The sequence below is a fragment of the Mucilaginibacter sp. genome (genome assembly GCF_028288185.1).
GTDB lineage: Bacteria > Bacteroidota > Bacteroidia > Sphingobacteriales > Sphingobacteriaceae > Mucilaginibacter.
Window position 1 is genome coordinate 53,192 of sequence record NZ_JAQBOF010000038.1, and the last position, 16,949, is coordinate 70,140.

The window sequence follows — 16,949 nt, forward strand, 5'->3', positions numbered from 1 at the left end:
TTTTGGCTAAAATCAAATTACTAAATGAAAATACTACTATCATATCTTAAAGAACACCGCCGTATTGTTGTTTTTGCCTTATTCCTGGCAGCGATGAACATTGGATTTTCTTTAATGGACCCTTATATATCAGGGCGTATACTTGACACCGTTATCGGTCAAAGCGATAAACTTAATTTAAGCGCATACCTGGGTAGCGCGCTAAAACTGGTAGGCCTCGGCGTTGGCGTAGCCATGGTGTCTCGTATAGCAAAAAACTTCCAGGATTACTTTACCAATATCATTACCCAAAAAGTAGGCGCGAAAATGTATGCTGATGGGCTGAGACACTCATTGGAGTTGCCTTACCAGGTTTTTGAAGATCAGCGCAGCGGCGAAACATTGGGGATATTGCAAAAAGTGCGTACGGATAGTGAAGCATTTATTACCGCGTTTATAGGGATATTATTTGTGAGTATAACAGGGATGAGCTTTGTTATTGTTTACTCATTATTTGTAAGCTACAAAGTTACCCTGGTGTACTTAGCTGCAATACCCATTATTACGTTTGTAAGTACATCACTAAGTAAACGAATAAAGACAGTACAGAGAAGTATATTGTCTGAAACTACCGCGCTTGCGGGCTCTACTACAGAGTCATTAAGAAATATTGAACTGGTAAAAAGTCTTGGATTGGTAAAGCAGGAAATAAGCCGCTTAAATAGTACCACATACAAAATCCTTGGGCTAGAGCTTAAAAAAGTTAAATATGTACGCAGCATGAGCTTTGTGCAGGGGACTACGGTAAACTTTGTGCGTAGTGTAATGGTTGTGGTGCTTTTATTGCTTATCCATGATCATACTATTACTGCGGGCCAATACCTTAGTTTGCTGTTTTATTCATTCTTTTTATTTAACCCTTTGCAAGAGTTGGGTAATGTTATTGTAGCATGGCGCGAGGCTCAGGTTTCGTTAGCTAATTTTGAGCGTATAACCAGCACACCTATTGATAAAAAGCCGGAAAAACCAGTCTTAGTAGAGAAAATAACCAAGCTAACTTTTGATAATGTAACTTTTAAGCATTTAACCGCAAATCGTAACGCGCTTAATCATATCAGCTTTGAAACCAATACCGGTGAAACCATTGCTTTTGTCGGTCCGTCTGGTTCGGGTAAAACTACATTGGTTAAATTGCTGGTTGGTTTGTATCAGCCATTAGAAGGTGATATAACCTATAATGATATACCAAGTAAAGAAATAGATCTAGATCAGCTACGCGAAAAAATCGGATTTGTAACCCAGGATACCCAACTATTTTCTGGTACTATACGAGAGAATTTATTATTCGTTCGCCCCAATGCTACCGATGAGGAATGTTTGGATGTACTACAACGCGCCGCTTGTCAAACTTTAATGGCTCGCGCCAGCAATGGATTAAATACAGTAATTGGCGAGGGTGGTGTAAAAGTTTCGGGTGGCGAGAAGCAGCGTTTATCCATAGCACGCGCCTTATTGCGCAGACCAGATCTGCTGGTGTTTGATGAAGCAACATCGTCATTAGACTCGTTAACCGAAGAGGAAATAACCGAAACTATTAAAGACGTATCAGAGTTTAATAATCACATAACCATTTTGATAGCGCACCGCTTATCAACCATTATGCATGCCGATAGGGTGTATGTTTTGGAAAAAGGCAGGATCATCGAATCGGGCAAGCACAGCGAACTGTTAGATCAGAAAGGGTTATACTACGCCATGTGGAGACAGCAAATTGGTGAGAAAGATACTGTGGAGGTGGATTAGCTACCTGTGTTTATTAAGGCTAATGTTTAGCGAGCAAAAGTAAGATCCGATTCGAATTACAATCATCATCTAAAATCAATCCACCACCTTTACCAGGGGCATAGTAAAATAAAATTCAGAACCGGCACCATTGCTTTCAACACCTATGGTGCCGCCATGCTTTTTAATAATTTCTGCCGATATAAATAGCCCCAACCCTAAGCCGGAGAATTTGCGGGACGACTCATTAACCCGATAAAAGCGATCAAATATATGTTCTTGCTCATCAAGCGGAATCCCAATACCAAAATCCCGTACCGATACTTTTACTTCTTTGTTTGTTAACTCGCTTTTAACTACTACCTCCGAGGCATTAGGCGAGTACTTTATAGCATTCGACAAAAAATTACCAAGCACCTGTTCCAAACGGTTCCTTTCGCCACTGATAATTACACTACTGTTATTTTGAAGTACAATACGATGTGTTAACGTTGTCATTTGTGTTTGCTCTACAATTTCCTCTATTAATGTGACTAAATTAATATCAGAAAATTGGTAAACCATTCTACCTGCTTGTATTTTGTTTACGTCAAGCAGGTCATCAACAAGGTCGGTTAGTTTCTTTATTTGCTTGTTAGCTTTATTAATAAAATCACCTGCACTTGATAGCGCTGTAGCCGGTACCATCTTTTGAAGTACTTGCAAATATGCTTTGAGTGTTGTAATTGGAGTTTTTAATTCGTGACTCGCCACATTCATAAACTCATCCTTTTTTTCCATCAGGTCCTCAATAGCTTTTTTATCTTTTTCCTTTTGGATAAGCGCATCTTTTAAATGTGTGCGCATTACATCAATTGTGGAAGCCAGTTTTTCAGCTTTGGCTACTGTCTTTTCTGCAAATGCAACTTTGGTTTTAACAGCGGAGTGTATTGACTCCTGGGTAAATAAGCTTATCAAAATTGGCGAAATTGTTTTCAGCGGAGCAACTTCGCCTGCTGATGGATTTCCTCCCAATAATATAATTATAGAATTTTCAGGCCCAGAAATGCCAATTGCCGGTAGTACCATTTGTTTTTCCGGAAAGGGTAATGAACCCGAATAGCAACCATCGTTCGGACAATTATTAATAAAAGACTGCCATGCGCAACCATCCGGCAAGGTTTGCGGAAACCCGGGGGCCGGCAATAGAACTCCAATCTCCTGGTCGATAATAAAAACAAAAAGATAACTACAGCCAAAGTATCCGGCTAAATTTTTAGCTGCCTCAAATCGATTGTCCCGGTCATTTAAGCCGGCAATCAGCTTTAGTAGCATTACTCCGGAATTACACAAACTACCGCGGTGCAATTTTGAAATCCGCTAAATTGCCCGGTAACACGTGCTACCTGTCCATAAGTATTGCACCCGGCATAACTAACGCCGTTTAAGGTCTCGCTAACTTTATCAAGCTCGTAATTAAACTCCTTGCCCATCCTTAGCCTGGTGGCTACGCAATCAAAAAAAAGAGCGACATTGGGTTTATGATCGCCCAGCTGTTTAACGGCACCTATTGCTGCATTCATTGCAGCATTCTTAGAGCAGTCATTATCAGTCTCCATAAAGCTCACATATGTTCCAATGGGAATGTCGCTCGCCATTGTAATCGAACCATCGGGCAAAACGCTAAGCGGAACCCTTAATTTATAATCGTTACCTATTTCTATTCCCAATATATTGTGAAGGAAAAAAGGAATTGGATCTTCAGGAATAAATGTTTGCCCGGTAGTGGCTGCGTGCTCAATAAATAATTCGACAGCGGGCCGTGCATTTAAGCTCACCAGTTTCATGCCATCGGTTTCTGTTACGCGCATCCGTGCGCCCACAGGTTTCCAGCCATGTGCAGCACCCACTCCAATAGGTTTATTTGACAAAATTTCTAACAATACAACAGCATCTGTATATGTTTCAGTGCCAAAAAAAACATGCGTTTTTTGAAAATTGGCGTTATCGCCGGCACCTCCGCCAAAAAACTGGTATTTACCCATCGTTTTTTCGGTAAGCAGTTCAATCATTTCGTCGGTGTAACCCGACAGGGCATCAGCAAATATCATTGCCGAATAATATTGGTATTGATACTCATGAACAGGTGACAGCACATTAAATAAATTCTCGGCCACCTTTTCCCGGTTTCCCTGTATCCCTTCTGCAACTCCTGCAGTAAATTTGAGCTCGTCAGAATATATAGCCACAGCACATGCAGAGTCTGTGCCAAAATCGCCGGATGTAAACTCGCCGGCGGAAGAGCTTCCTATCAGTATTTCCGGGTTGCAGGTTTCTTTTAACGCTTTTAAAAGCAAGCTATAATCATATACAGATGAAGCAAAAACTATTACCACATGCGGTTTATTGTCAGCTAATTTATCAATTATTTTTTGTCCGAGTTCGCGGCCAGCTAACAGGCCATCGCTTAAAACGGTAAATACTACTGCTGATTGGGTCATAAAGGAAATTTAGACTATTGAGTCGTAATACTATAATCAACAAACTGATGAAAAGTTTTATATTTTAAGCATTAACAGATCCAGTTGGCCTAAGTGACCGTAAATAATGAAATTCCTTTATAGCTTAGATTGAATTTCGACGGGGTTGAAGGGTTCCCGCTGTTTTTCAGATAACAGGGCGATTAAGTTTTTTATACAGCTATCTCCTTTTTAACTTCGGGCGCTGATATCTGGTTTAATGATAACGGTATCAGCTTTTTAGTTTTAAAGTAAGTGATGCTTACAATAAGTAAAGTCATACTACCGCCAAACAGTACAGACGGTACCGTACCTAATAGCTTTGCCGCTGTACCCGACTCAAAAGCACCAATCTCATTAGATGAACCGATAAACATTTGATTTACTGCTGATACTCGTCCGCGCATACTATCAGGCGTTAGTATCTGCATAATGGTGCCGCGTATCAATACACTAATGCTGTCGAATCCACCCTCGGTAAATAAAAATAAAAGCGACAGGTAGAAATTATGGGATAAAGCAAAGCAGATGATGGATAAGCCAAAGCCGGTTACCGCTATCAATAAATTGCGCCACGGTTTACCCATAGGCGATATACGCGCCATAGCCAGCATAACCAGTACCGCGCCTAATGATGAAGTGGCGCGCATTATACCTAAGCCTTGCGGACCTACATGCAATATCTCGTTAGCAAATACCGGCAGCAATGCTACCGCGCCGCCAAAAAATACCGAGAACAGGTCTAAACTCATAGCGCCTATCATCATTTTGTTGTGGAATACAAAGTGTATGCCCTCTGATAAGCTTTCCCAAATACTTTCTTTGGGGACATATACCGGCGGATATCTTTTCAGGAAAAACACGCAAACCAGCGCCACTATCAGGAATATAATGATAACACTAAAAGTTGCCGTTATACCATAAAAGCCATATATCAACCCTCCAAACAATGGCCCCAAAATAGAGGCTATTTGCCAGCTTGAGCTGTTCCAACTGCTGGAGTTGGGGTAGACTTCTTTCGGTACACTATGTGCCATAATGGTAAAAGCAGCCGGGTTATAAAACGCGCGTGCTACACCATTGCAAAAAACCATTACGTATAATATAGGAATGATCCATCCGACATGAATATAGGCTTCCATACTTTTTAGGGTGATGGTAAACATTACGATGGAGGAGAACAATACCGCGAAGAACACAAATAACAGCATCTTCTTTTTCTCGGATTTATCGGCAATGTACCCCCCATACAAAGCAATACCTATTGATGGTATAGCTTCGGCCAGGCCTATCAGACCCAAAGCAAATGCACTTTTGGTTAACTGATAAACATAAAAGCCTAAAATAACGGCCTGCATTTGGTAAGCAAACGTGAAGAAAAACTTCATGCCCAGGTATGAGCGGAAATCTTTATAACGTAAGGCTATAAAAGAATCATTTTTAGGTAAAGGTTGACTATCCGTATCTGCCATTAAACAAAATTACAATTCAGAAATTAAGATTGAAGATTATTTGAAATAAATACTAGCGGATGACTTAAAATGCGCGCCGGTTACTCACCCGGTCTTTGCTTCGCTCGACCACCCACTCTTCGCCTTTGGCGGAAAGAGGGTTATAATATTCATTGATTAATCAGCCCTCTTTCCCGCTTGCGGAAGAGAGGGCCGGCAAGCGAAGCGATGTCGGGGTGAGTAACCGCAGACTCAAGATATCTTATCCCAACTCAACCCCGCGTTCTTAACCTGGAAAGCTAAATTCAATATTTGATTTTCGGGTGCTACCAATTGTGGGTCTACCGCGAAAATATCTTCCACACACTTACGGGCTTGCATTAACAAATCCTGGTCGGTGGTAAGGTCGGCAACTTTTAGGTCGAGCAGGCCGCTTTGTTGGGTGCCTTCAATATTGCCCGGGCCGCGTAGTTGCAGGTCGGTTTCGGCAATTTCAAAGCCATTATTGGTTTTAACCATTGTGTTTAGGCGTATACGACCCTCATGGCTTAACTTATCCTTACTCATTAATATACAATAGGATTGCTCGGCCCCGCGCCCCACACGGCCCCGTAGCTGGTGTAATTGCGATAAGCCAAACCGTTCCGCATTCTCAACGATCATTACTGATGCGTTTGGCACATTTACGCCAACTTCAATTACGGTGGTGGCAACCATTATTTGCGTTTCGCCTTTAACAAAGCGCTGCATTTCAAATTCTTTTTCGGCAGCTTTAATTTTACCATATACTACGCTCAACCTATAATCGGGCAGCGGGAACTCACGTGATATAATATCAAACCCATCCATCAAATTTTTAAGGTCCAGTTTTTCGCTTTCTTGTATCAGCGGATATACAATATAAATCTGGCGGCCTTTGGCTATCTCCTCCTTCATAAAACCAAACATGCGCAAGCGGCTGTTCTCATAAAAATGGACTGTTTTTATAGGTTTGCGCCCTGCCGGTAATTCATCAATTATTGATATATCCAGATCGCCATATAAAGTCATGGCCAGTGTACGCGGAATCGGGGTAGCCGTCATCACTAATATGTGCGGCGGTACAATATTTTTGCGCCAAAGCTTGGCGCGTTGCTCGACACCAAAGCGATGCTGTTCATCAATAACCACCATGCCCAGATTTTTATACTGTACTTTATCCTCGATAAGGGCATGAGTGCCTATTAATATTTTAAGCTCGCCGTTCTCCAGTTTTTCGTGTAGTATTTTCCTGCCCTTGGGTTTGGTTGATCCGGTTAGCAGGGCAACCTCAACAAAATCATCGCCCACTAAACTTTTTATGGTTTGGTAATGTTGGTTAGCCAATATTTCGGTAGGTGCCATAATGCAGGTCTGGAAGCCATTATCAATAGCTATCAGCATGCTCATTAAGGCCACAACAGTTTTACCGCTGCCTACATCGCCCTGTAACAAACGATTCATTTGTACGCCACGCTGAGTGTCCTGTCGTATCTCTTTTAAAACTTTTTTTTGCGAATTGGTTAGCTCGAACGGCAGCTTGTTATGATAAAACTCATTAAAGTAAGGGCCAACCTTATCAAATATATTTCCCTTAAACTTTTGTATGCGCAGTAATTTGTTCTTTAATAGTTTCAATTGTAAAAGGAAAAGTTCTTCAAATTTAAGGCGATGCCTGGCTTCAGCCAGTTTTTCGGCATCCTCGGGGAAATGTATATTACGATAAGCATCAGCTCTGCCCATCAGCTTAAATTGGTTTATAATATAGAGCGGTAAGTTTTCATGAATATCTTTAGCATGTTGCTCTAACAAGCCGGCTATCAACTTTTGTAAGCCTTTGCTATCTAATGTAAATGCTTTAAGTTTTTCGGTCGAGCTGTATACGGGTTGCAAGGTCATATTGCCTTTGCGTTGCAATACTTCGGGCGAATAAAGATCAAATTCCGGGTGCGACATTTGCGCTTTACCATTAAATGATCCCGGCTTGCCAAACAAGATATAAGCTTTACCTGGTATCAGGTTCTTCTCGGCCCATTTAATACCCTGAAACCATACCAGTTCCATTATGCCTGTTTCGTCCTGCACCTGGGCTACCAGGCGTTTGGTATGTTTTTCGCCCAGTAGTTCTTTATGGGTTAGGCGCGCAATAACCTGCACATAGGGCAGGTCCTGCTGGATCTCTTTTATCTTATAAAAACGGGTACGGTCAATATGCCTGAACGGGAAATGCTGTAGCAGGTCCTCGAAGGTTTTGATAGCCAGTTCTTTTTTAAGCACATCGGCTCTGGCGGTGCCAACGCCTTTTAAATACTCAATAGGAGTTTGAAATGGCTGACCGTTCAAGGCGTGTTATCAGGCTTTAACTGCTATTACAGAAATTTCAACACTTACACCTTTTGGCAAGGCAGATACCTGTACCGTTTCGCGAGCCGGGAAATTATCTTCGAAGTATGAACCGTAAACATCATTTACCTCGGCAAAATCGGCCATGCTGGTTAAAAATATAGTGCTTTTTACAATATGTGTAAAATCGGCTTTAGCCTGGTTTAAAATGGCGCCAATGTTTTCCATTACCAAATGGGTAGCCGCAGTAATGTTATCAGTAACTAATTCGCCGGTAAAAGGATGTAAAGGTATTTGCCCTGATACAAAAATGGTGTTGCCGGCTTGTATAGCCTGGTTGTATGGGCCAATAGGTGTAGGAGCATCGGCAGTATTAATTACTTTTTTCATTTTATTATAGCTTGAGTTTTATTGTGATTGTATTGATTAGACTATTAGCCTGTTTTTTTTAAGATGAACCATTGTATCAGTTTCCAGATTATTCCCAGCAGGAACATGGTGATAGCAATAGCATTTATTGCATGCATCACCTTTAAATTAAAGCTGGTTGGCCTGTTGGGATCTTTTTTTCGGAAAAAGTACATAATACAAATTTACTTAAAATTTTGCTTCCGGAATGTATGTACAAATATATCAACAAAAAAGGCTCTCCAAAATTGGAGAGCCTTATATTGTTTAAACTGAATCAAAAATTATTTTTTGAATTGAACACGACGGTTTAATACACGTCCGTCTTCAGTTGAGTTATCAGCAATTGGCATAGTTTCGCCGTATGCTTTTACTTTTATTTTTTTAGCATCAACACCAGAGTTTACTAAGTAAGTTTTTACTGAGTTAGCACGGTCTTTAGATAAAACTAAGTTGTGAGCAGCAGTACCTTCAGATGAAGCAAAACCGTCTAATTCAACTTTAGAACCTGATGCACGTAGGTCAGCAGAAGAAGCATCTAATACTGGGTAAGATGAAGTTCTTAATACTGAGCTATCAAATTCAAATTGTATGTTACTGTAAGCAACCGCAGCAGGAGCAGCAGCAGCAACAGGAGCTTCAACTTTAGGGAATACAATAGCACAACCTGAACCGTCAACTACAGTACCTGCAGGAGTGTTAGGGCATTTGTCAAATTGATCAGCAACACCGTCACCGTCAGAATCTTTTTTCAAATCGTTAACTGCGTTTTCAACGTTAGTTACACGGCCTTTTAAGGCAGCAACTTCTTTACGTAATGCTTCGTCATACAACTCGTCATACATCATAGCTACCGGGTTAACCCACTCTAAGTTAGCTTTTGATTTTGAACCAAAAGTATATTCTAAACCAGCATAACCATAAGAGTAATGATCATTGTTATGGTAACCTGCGTTTACACCATCAAATACATCACCATCAAGGAAGTTTTCAGTGTAACCTAAGTTTAAGCCTAATGCGTCAGTTAATTTAAATTTAACACCAGCGCCAATTGGGATAACTAAGTTAGTTACAGTGTGTGGGTTAAGGTTAGTTGCGCTTGCAGTGTTGTAAGTTTCTTGCGCAATTGTAGGATAACCAGGAGTAGTAGCACCGTAAATAGTTGGGTTAAAGTTTACTAAACCAGCACCGGCACTAACGAAGAAGTTAATAGCGTTTTCGCGACGTAAGTAATCAATTGTAGCTACGTTAACAACACCGCTAATAGTTCCTTGCCAAAATGGAGTAGAATATTTGATGTAGTTGTTACCTGTTCTCTGATCAGTAACAAAACCTCTATTACCAGCAGTACCTTGTACTTTACCACCGCGTAAATCTAATTGCAACGCAAATGAGTGTGCTAATTGCTTTTTAACAGATAAACCGTAACCTAAGGTAACAACGTTGCCGGGAAAATCAGATCCGCCCCCTGTTGCAAGGGTTGGTGAAAGTGCACCAACGTTAACGCCAATACTCCAGGTATTGTACTGTCCGCTACCGCCAAATACCTTGGCTGTAGTTGTAGTCGATGATCCTGTGGTTTGGGCGTTAGCAGCACCTATAACCATCAAAGAAACGAGTGAAAGACCGACTGTTTTTTTTAATGTAGAATAGTTCATAGTTTTAAGATTAAACAATGTTTTAATTGTGATTTTTTTCAAAAATAGTAATTATGTTTGAAACGATTACCAAATACTGTTCCAAAAATTATAATACTAACACAAAGAAATGAAAAATGTTCTATAAGTAGTACAAATAATAAAAAATACTATGAAATATTTACCCATCGAAAATAATTTATTTATAATTAATAGAAAAAATTTCGTTTCACGCATTAAATCGAACTCAATAGCTATATTTCACGCTAATGATGAGTTCCCAAGAAGTGGCGATCAGGCGTTTATTTTTAAGCAAAACCCTGATTTTTTTTATTTAACAGGCGTTGATCAGGAGCAAAGTATCCTTTTATTATTTCCGGATTGTCCTAATTCGGTATACAAAGAAGTACTTTTTTTAAGACAAACTAATGAACATATTGCAGTTTGGGAAGGACACAAATATACCAAAGAAGAAGCAAAACAGGCATCGGGCATTGAAAGTATATATTGGCTTAGTGAATTTAATAATATACTACATAGTATAATAAACTACGCGGATAATATTTATATTAATACAAACGAGAATGATCGGTTTAGTTTCTCGGTGCCTTACCGCGACCTGCGCATGTTTGAAGACTTACGTGCAAAATATCCATTGCATAATTATGAAAGATCAGCATTGATAATGCGCGACCTGCGCCCCGTAAAATCACAAACAGAAATTGATCTGACCAAAAAAGCCTGCGCCATAACTAAGGACGCGTTTGAGCGTGTGCTGAAATTCACCAAACCCGGCGTTACCGAATACGAAATAGAAGCAGAGATAATACATGAGTTTGTAAGGCAGCGTGCAACCGGCCATGCTTATAGCCCAATTATAGCATCGGGCAAAAACGCTATTGTGTTACATTATATAGATAACAACCAGGTTTGTAAGGATGGCGATGTAATATTATTTGATTTTGGTGCCGAGTATGCCAACTACAATGCCGACATGACCCGTGCTATCCCCGTAAATGGCCGCTTTACCAAACGCCAGCGCGAAGTATATGATGCCGTGTTGCGTGTAATGAAAGCAGCAACAAAAATGATTGTAGAAGGTGCGATATGGAATGATTACCATGAGGAGGTTGGTAAAGTTATGACCAGCGAGCTAATTGGCCTTGGCTTACTAACCAAACACGATGTTGAAAAACAGGACCCTAAAATGCCGGCCTATAAAAAATACTTTATGCACGGTACATCGCACCACCTGGGTTTAGATGTGCATGATTATGCCAGCCGTTATAAACCATTTGAGGTTGGTAACATATTAACCTGCGAGCCGGGAATTTACATCCCTGCCGAAGGCTTAGGTATCAGACTTGAAAATAATATCCTGATAACTAAAGGCGGTAATGTTGATTTAATGGCTGATATACCTTTAGAGGCAGAGCATATTGAAGAGATAATGAATAGTTAAGATATCGGATTTCGGATGTTCAATTTCGGATTTGTTAGTGAGCAGTAGATTTGACAACTTTTAAAAAGTTGTCAAATCTTAAACGCTTCTACAAAACTATAAAGATTGAACCTTTCATCATTTAAAGCTTTGGCAATATCCTGCTGCAACTTTTTCTTATCTACACCTTCCATACGCTTTTGCTGAATGAGTTTATAGGCCTTCTCCGTCAGTAAAAACTCTTTGCGGGTATTTTTTATATTTTTTGCTGATGATATAAAATCGGCTACTTCATTAATACCTGCGCCTGTAGTGGCTACGGTTTTAAAAACAGGTATTTCGGTAGTTTCTTTTTGGTGGATGATCTTTTTGAGGTTGTTGGTAAACAAGTCAGCATCGGCACGGTCGGCTTTGTTAATGATGAAGGCATCGGCAATTTCCATCAGGCCTGATTTGATGTTTTGTATCTCATCGCCTGATTCTGGTACCAGCACAACAAACGTCAGATCAGCCAATCCGGCAATTTCAATTTCTGATTGCCCCACGCCAACAGTTTCTATCAGCACGTAATCAAAACCCACGGCACGCAATACATCAGCCATTTCAATGGTTTTTGCGGACAAGCCGCCCAATGATCCGCGAGTAGCTAATGATCTTATAAAAACATCCGGATTATTAAAGTGGCCGGTCATCCGTATCCTATCGCCTAGTAAGGAGCCAAAGTTAAACGGCGAGGTAGGATCGATAGCCAACACCGCTATTTTATTGCCCTTGTTAACCAGTTGCTCAATTAAGCTGTTTACCAATGTGCTTTTACCAGCACCCGGCGGGCCGGTAATACCTATAATAGGTGTACTCTTATTATAGTGCAGGCTTTTTAATAATTCATCAGCACCGGGCAGGTTGTTTTCAACAACTGTAAGTGACCGTGCTACCGATTTGAAATTAATATTGTTTGCTGCCGACATGGTTTTACAAAGAACGAAAATAGAACCGAAACCACAATATACATTACTACCGGTATAAACTATTTAGCCGGTAGTAATTTTTACCGTTTTCCGGGTATTGGGGGTTATGCTGGTAGTAAAAAAGGCCTTTTTTCGGGCATCAGGCCTTATGCCGGTAGTAATTGGGGGCGTTTTCCGGGTATTGTGCCTTATATCGGCGTGTTATTTTTTAGTTAAATAATTGATAATTAGTTATTTAATTATTACAAAGCACTAAACAGGCAAATTTTTAATAATTCAAAGAACTGCATTGGCATCAAAAATATGTTTTGGGGCACCCTTAAATATCGTTAAAAAAAGAATATTTAATGGTGACAGTATATTGTCAATGCCAACCATTCCGCGCAGCGAAGAAATGGTGGGTCAGCGTACCGTAGCAGGGGTGAGTAATCCCCGCCCTATCTTCACATTTTTGTTTACCTTATTAATAGATAACTATATTTGCCACTCAAGCTTAAAACAAACAAAGGTTTAATGAAAGTAGCCGGTTTTACATTTATCCGCAACGCGGTAAAAAACGATTACCCCATTGTGGAAGCTATAACCTCTATTTTACCTATATGCGATGAATTTATAGTGGCGCTGGGTAATTGTGATGATGATACCGAAAAACTGGTGCGCAGCATTGACTCACCCAAGATAAAGATCATTAATACCGTTTGGGACGATTCCATCCGCGAAGGTGGGGCCGTGTTTGCTGCCGAAACTGATAAAGCTTTTGCCGCTATATCGCCTGATGTTGACTGGGCCTTTTATATACAAGGCGATGAGTGCGTACATGAAAAATATCTGCCAACCATAAAAAGAGAAATGGAAGATAATTTAAACGATACCCGGATTGAGGGCCTGTTGTTTAAATACCTGCACTTTTATGGCTCGTATGATTATTACGGGCACTCGCGCAGATGGTACAGGCGCGAGATCCGGATTGTACGAAACAACAAAGCCATCCACTCCTACCGCGACGCGCAAGGCTTTAGATGGGATAACCGTAAGATAAACGTAAAACTGATAGACGCTTATATTTATCATTACGGCTGGGTAAAACCGCCATCGGGCCTGGCAAACAAGCTGCGTAATTTTAACCAGTTTTATCATGATGATGAATGGATGGCCCAAAACCTGCCCGATACCTTTACTTTTGATTATAGTCATAAAAACCCCGATAGACTGGTGCATTTTACCGGCACACATCCCGCGGTAATGCAAGGCAGGGTAGCGGCTACCAACTGGAATTTGGAAATAGACTTGAAAACGTTAAATAAAAAAATGACCTTCCGCCGCAAGGCGCTGCAAAAAATAGAGGACTGGACTGGTTGGCGCGTTAGCGAGTACCGCAATTATAAAATAGTTAAATAGCCGGTGAGCATAAAAAGAACAATTTCCATAGTCATCCCTAATTATAATGGCAAAAAGCTATTGGCAACTTACCTGCCCCATACTTTTGCCGCTATAGAAAATGCCGGGGTAGCTTACGAGGTTATTGTGGTGGATGATGGTTCGAAAGATGATTCGGTTAATTTTATTAAGCAGGAATATCCACAGGTAAAACTATTGGTAAACGCCAAAAACAGCGGCTTCTCTTACACCTGTAACCAGGGAATAGCCATAGCGCAGCATGAGTTGATATTGCTATTAAACTCGGACGTAAAACTTACACCTGATTATTTTGAACTCCAATTTAAATATTTTGAAGCTGATGATACCTTCGGCGTAATGGGCCGTATTATAGATATGGAGGGCGACCATATACAAGATGCCGCCCGTATGCCCAAGTTTAACGGCCTAAAGTTAAAGACAGATTATTTTTATTATACCGATGACAGTACAGAGGAGTTGTATACCTTCTATCTATCAGGAGCAAACGCGTTAATTGATGCGGCTAAACTAAAGCAGATTGGTGGTTTTTACGAGTTGTTCTCGCCATTTTATTGTGAGGATATGGAGTTGAGCCTGCGCGCCTGGAAATTGGGCTGGAAATGTTACTATCAGCATCAGGCTATTTGCCGGCACCAGGTATCGGCAACTACTAAAGATTACCAAAAACCTAAATGGATAAAAATTACCTATTTCCGTAACCGCTTTTATATGCACGCCTTGCATTTAAACGGCTTGGCGTTATTAGGCTGGTATATACAGATAACTTTAATAGACTTGCTGCCAAAACTATTGGTTGGCCAATGGTGGATCTGGAAAGCGTATACGGACCTTTTTAAAAACCAGGCCCTTATCAAACAATATAAAGATCGCCTGAATACCTTGCTTGCCCAACACAATAGCAAGCGGACATTGTTTAATGTGATAGATGATATCAGGGTATCGGTAAAAAATATAAAACTCACACGCTTTAAACCCTGATAAGTGCTGTAATGCTGCTTGAATTATTATTATTCAAACCTGCTTTGTATTTTTGAAGCGGCTCGCGCAATACTGCCTTAATATTTTAGCCAGGAAAATATGTTTAAAAAAAGGAGCTTAGTAAGCAAACTTTGGTTAAAGTACACAGACCGCCCGCAATACAAGCAATATAAATGGGAGCGTAAAAACTACGGGCAGGAAGAGGTTAATAATTACTTTACCGGCACCGATAGGTTAAATACACTTGATAAAATAACTGCCCTTTGCAAAACCGTTCCCGAGCTTAACCTAATACACAGCGGTAACGCCGGCGATGTAATTTATGCCCTGCCAACTATTAAACGAATATTCGAAGTAACGGGCACCCCCATCAATTTATATTTAAAAACAGGCAAGCCGTTGGTTTTATCAGGCTATGCCGCGCACCCGTTGGGGACGGTAATGCTTAACGATAAAATGGTAAATATGCTTGCACCGTTGATTAACCAACAAGCCTACATTAATAAATGCGAGGTTTATAACGGCCAGCAAATACATGTTGATCTTGACTTTTTCCGCGCCAAGCTTTTCTCGTTAGATAACAGCAACATTGCCCGCTGGTGCAGTTATATAACCGGTGTAACACCACAATTATGGAAAAGCTGGCTAACCGTTAAAGCTGACGAAACATATAAGGATACTATAATTGTTGCACGCAGCGAGCGCTACCGTAATTCGTTTGTAGATTATTCTTTCCTGCAAAATTATAGCAACATGGTTTTTGTTGGGGTGGAAAGCGAGTATGAAGATATGCGCAAAGCAATCCCCAATATAAAATGGGTGCAAGTTGATGACTTTTTAAAACTGGCGCAGATAATTGCAGGCTGCAAGCTTTTTATTGGCAACCAGTCTTTCCCATTTTCTATAGCCGAGGGACTGAAGATACCGCGGATACTGGAAATTTATTTCCATACGGCCAATGTAATACCCGAAGGTGAGGGCGCGCACGACTTTTTCTTCCAGGAGCATTTTGAAGCATTAGTAAAGGAGCTGGCCATATAATAAATATACTGATGAAAAAGAAAAATCTATTTAGCAAGCTTTGGCTTAAACATACCGACAAGAGAGCTTATAAAGAATACAAGTGGCTGCTGGCTAACTATAAAAACATTGAGTTTAAGCGCTTCATGACCGATACGCAGCGGCTAAGCAATTTCAATAAAATTAAGGCGTATGCCGATGCTCATAAAAAGGTAAACTTTAACCATAGCGGTAACTCGGGTGATATTATTTACGCGCTGCCTACCATTCGCGAGATACATGAGCTAACCGGTGTGGCTACCAATTTGTATTTCAGGCTTAATCAGCCATCAAAATTGGCCGAGGGTTTAACACATCCGCTAGGCAATGTAATGCTTAACCAAAAAATGGTGGACATGCTGGTGCCTTTAATAAAAGCGCAACCTTATATTAATGAGTGCGAAGCCAATACAGATCAACCGATTGATATAGACCTGGACTATTTCCGCTCGGGAGCTGTACCGCAGGATAAAGGCAACATAGCTCGCTGGTGCGGCTATATAACCGGGGTAAGCCCGGTGCTATGGAAAAAATGGTTAACGGTTGAACCCAATAAGGATTATAACAATACAATAGTTGTTGCCCGCAGCGAACGTTACCGCAACCCATTAGTGAACTATAAATTTTTAAGCGGGTATGATAATGTGGTATTTGTAGGTGTTAAGTCTGAATATGATGATATATTGAAAGCCATACCTAATATTAAATGGGTACAGGTTGATGACTTTTTGCAATTGGCCCAAATTATAGCCGGTAGTAAATTGTTTATAGGTAACCAATCGTTCCCATTCTCTATAGCCGAAGGGTTAAAGGTACCGCGCGTACTGGAAGTTTGCTTTGATGTTATAAATGTTGTACCCGAGGGCGAGGGCGGTCACGACTTTTTCTTCCAGGATCATTTTGAGGCTTTGGTAGCGCGATTAGCCGGCCGATAATATGACAACATTATTGATTTATTACCGTTAACT

General features: G+C 40.6%; 15 protein-coding genes. 7 read left to right on the forward strand and 8 right to left on the reverse strand.

Features of this window, described 5'->3' with window-relative positions:
- Nucleotides 1–24: 24 nt before the first annotated feature.
- Nucleotides 25–1,782: an ABC transporter ATP-binding protein gene (locus JWQ34_RS17645; RefSeq protein ID WP_299359528.1), complete on the forward strand. Its 1,758-nt coding sequence runs from the start codon at nt 25–27 to the stop codon at nt 1,780–1,782.
- Nucleotides 1,783–1,857: 75 nt separating this feature from the next.
- On the opposite strand, the gene JWQ34_RS17650 is transcribed toward JWQ34_RS17645, so the two are convergent.
- The 7 genes from JWQ34_RS17650 to JWQ34_RS17680 form a co-directional block, all read right to left on the reverse strand.
- On the reverse strand, nt 1,858–3,075 hold the full coding sequence (locus tag JWQ34_RS17650; RefSeq protein ID WP_299359531.1) for a cell wall metabolism sensor histidine kinase WalK: 1,218 nt from the start codon (nt 3,073–3,075) through the stop codon (nt 1,858–1,860).
- The gene (locus tag JWQ34_RS17655) at nt 3,075–4,241 is read right to left on the reverse strand and encodes an FIST signal transduction protein (RefSeq protein ID WP_299359534.1); all 1,167 of its coding nucleotides are present in this window, start codon (nt 4,239–4,241) and stop codon (nt 3,075–3,077) included. Before JWQ34_RS17655 ends, JWQ34_RS17650 begins: the two co-directional genes overlap by 1 nt.
- Before the next feature lie 191 nt (nt 4,242–4,432).
- Nucleotides 4,433–5,731, reverse strand: coding sequence for an MFS transporter (locus JWQ34_RS17660; protein WP_299359537.1), 1,299 nt, complete (start codon nt 5,729–5,731; stop codon nt 4,433–4,435).
- A gap of 231 nt (nt 5,732–5,962) precedes the next feature.
- Nucleotides 5,963–8,071, reverse strand: a complete 2,109-nt coding sequence (recG, locus tag JWQ34_RS17665; RefSeq protein ID WP_299359539.1) for an ATP-dependent DNA helicase RecG — start codon at nt 8,069–8,071, stop codon at nt 5,963–5,965.
- Nucleotides 8,072–8,080: 9 nt separating this feature from the next.
- Complete coding sequence (locus JWQ34_RS17670; RefSeq protein WP_299359541.1) at nt 8,081–8,461, reverse strand: RidA family protein; 381 nt, start codon at nt 8,459–8,461, stop codon at nt 8,081–8,083.
- A gap of 44 nt (nt 8,462–8,505) precedes the next feature.
- Complete coding sequence (locus tag JWQ34_RS17675) at nt 8,506–8,655, reverse strand: DUF6728 family protein (RefSeq protein WP_299359543.1); 150 nt, start codon at nt 8,653–8,655, stop codon at nt 8,506–8,508.
- A 108-nt stretch (nt 8,656–8,763) separates the two neighbouring features.
- Nucleotides 8,764–10,137 (reverse strand): OmpA family protein, encoded by a 1,374-nt coding sequence (locus tag JWQ34_RS17680; RefSeq protein WP_299359545.1) that lies wholly within the window; start codon nt 10,135–10,137, stop codon nt 8,764–8,766.
- A gap of 151 nt (nt 10,138–10,288) precedes the next feature.
- Here JWQ34_RS17680 and JWQ34_RS17685 point away from each other — a divergent pair, with 151 nt between their 5' ends.
- Entirely contained in the window at nt 10,289–11,578 is a 1,290-nt protein-coding gene (locus tag JWQ34_RS17685; RefSeq protein WP_299359548.1) for an aminopeptidase P family protein, read from the forward strand.
- 71 nt (nt 11,579–11,649) lie between these two features.
- Here JWQ34_RS17685 and meaB read toward each other — a convergent pair whose 3' ends face one another.
- Nucleotides 11,650–12,525 carry a methylmalonyl Co-A mutase-associated GTPase MeaB gene (gene meaB, locus JWQ34_RS17690; protein ID WP_299359550.1) on the reverse strand — a complete coding sequence of 292 codons (876 nt, stop codon included), beginning with the start codon at nt 12,523–12,525 and terminating at the stop codon, nt 11,650–11,652.
- A 367-nt stretch (nt 12,526–12,892) separates the two neighbouring features.
- Between meaB and JWQ34_RS17695 the strand changes: the two genes are divergently transcribed.
- From JWQ34_RS17695 to JWQ34_RS17715, 5 genes are all read left to right on the forward strand, one after another.
- Nucleotides 12,893–13,039 (forward strand): hypothetical protein, encoded by a 147-nt coding sequence (locus tag JWQ34_RS17695; RefSeq protein WP_299359552.1) that lies wholly within the window; start codon nt 12,893–12,895, stop codon nt 13,037–13,039.
- Nucleotides 13,039–13,923, forward strand: a complete 885-nt coding sequence (locus JWQ34_RS17700; protein WP_299359554.1) for a glycosyltransferase family 2 protein — start codon at nt 13,039–13,041, stop codon at nt 13,921–13,923. The genes JWQ34_RS17695 and JWQ34_RS17700 overlap by 1 nt, the downstream gene beginning before the upstream one ends.
- Nucleotides 13,924–13,926: 3 nt before the next feature.
- On the forward strand, nt 13,927–14,922 hold the full coding sequence (locus tag JWQ34_RS17705; protein ID WP_299359556.1) for a glycosyltransferase family 2 protein: 996 nt from the start codon (nt 13,927–13,929) through the stop codon (nt 14,920–14,922).
- A gap of 99 nt (nt 14,923–15,021) precedes the next feature.
- Complete coding sequence (locus JWQ34_RS17710) at nt 15,022–15,963, forward strand: hypothetical protein (protein ID WP_299359558.1); 942 nt, start codon at nt 15,022–15,024, stop codon at nt 15,961–15,963.
- 11 nt (nt 15,964–15,974) lie between these two features.
- The gene (locus JWQ34_RS17715) at nt 15,975–16,916 is read left to right on the forward strand and encodes a hypothetical protein (protein WP_299359560.1); all 942 of its coding nucleotides are present in this window, start codon (nt 15,975–15,977) and stop codon (nt 16,914–16,916) included.
- The last annotated feature ends 33 nt before the right edge of the window (nt 16,917–16,949 follow it).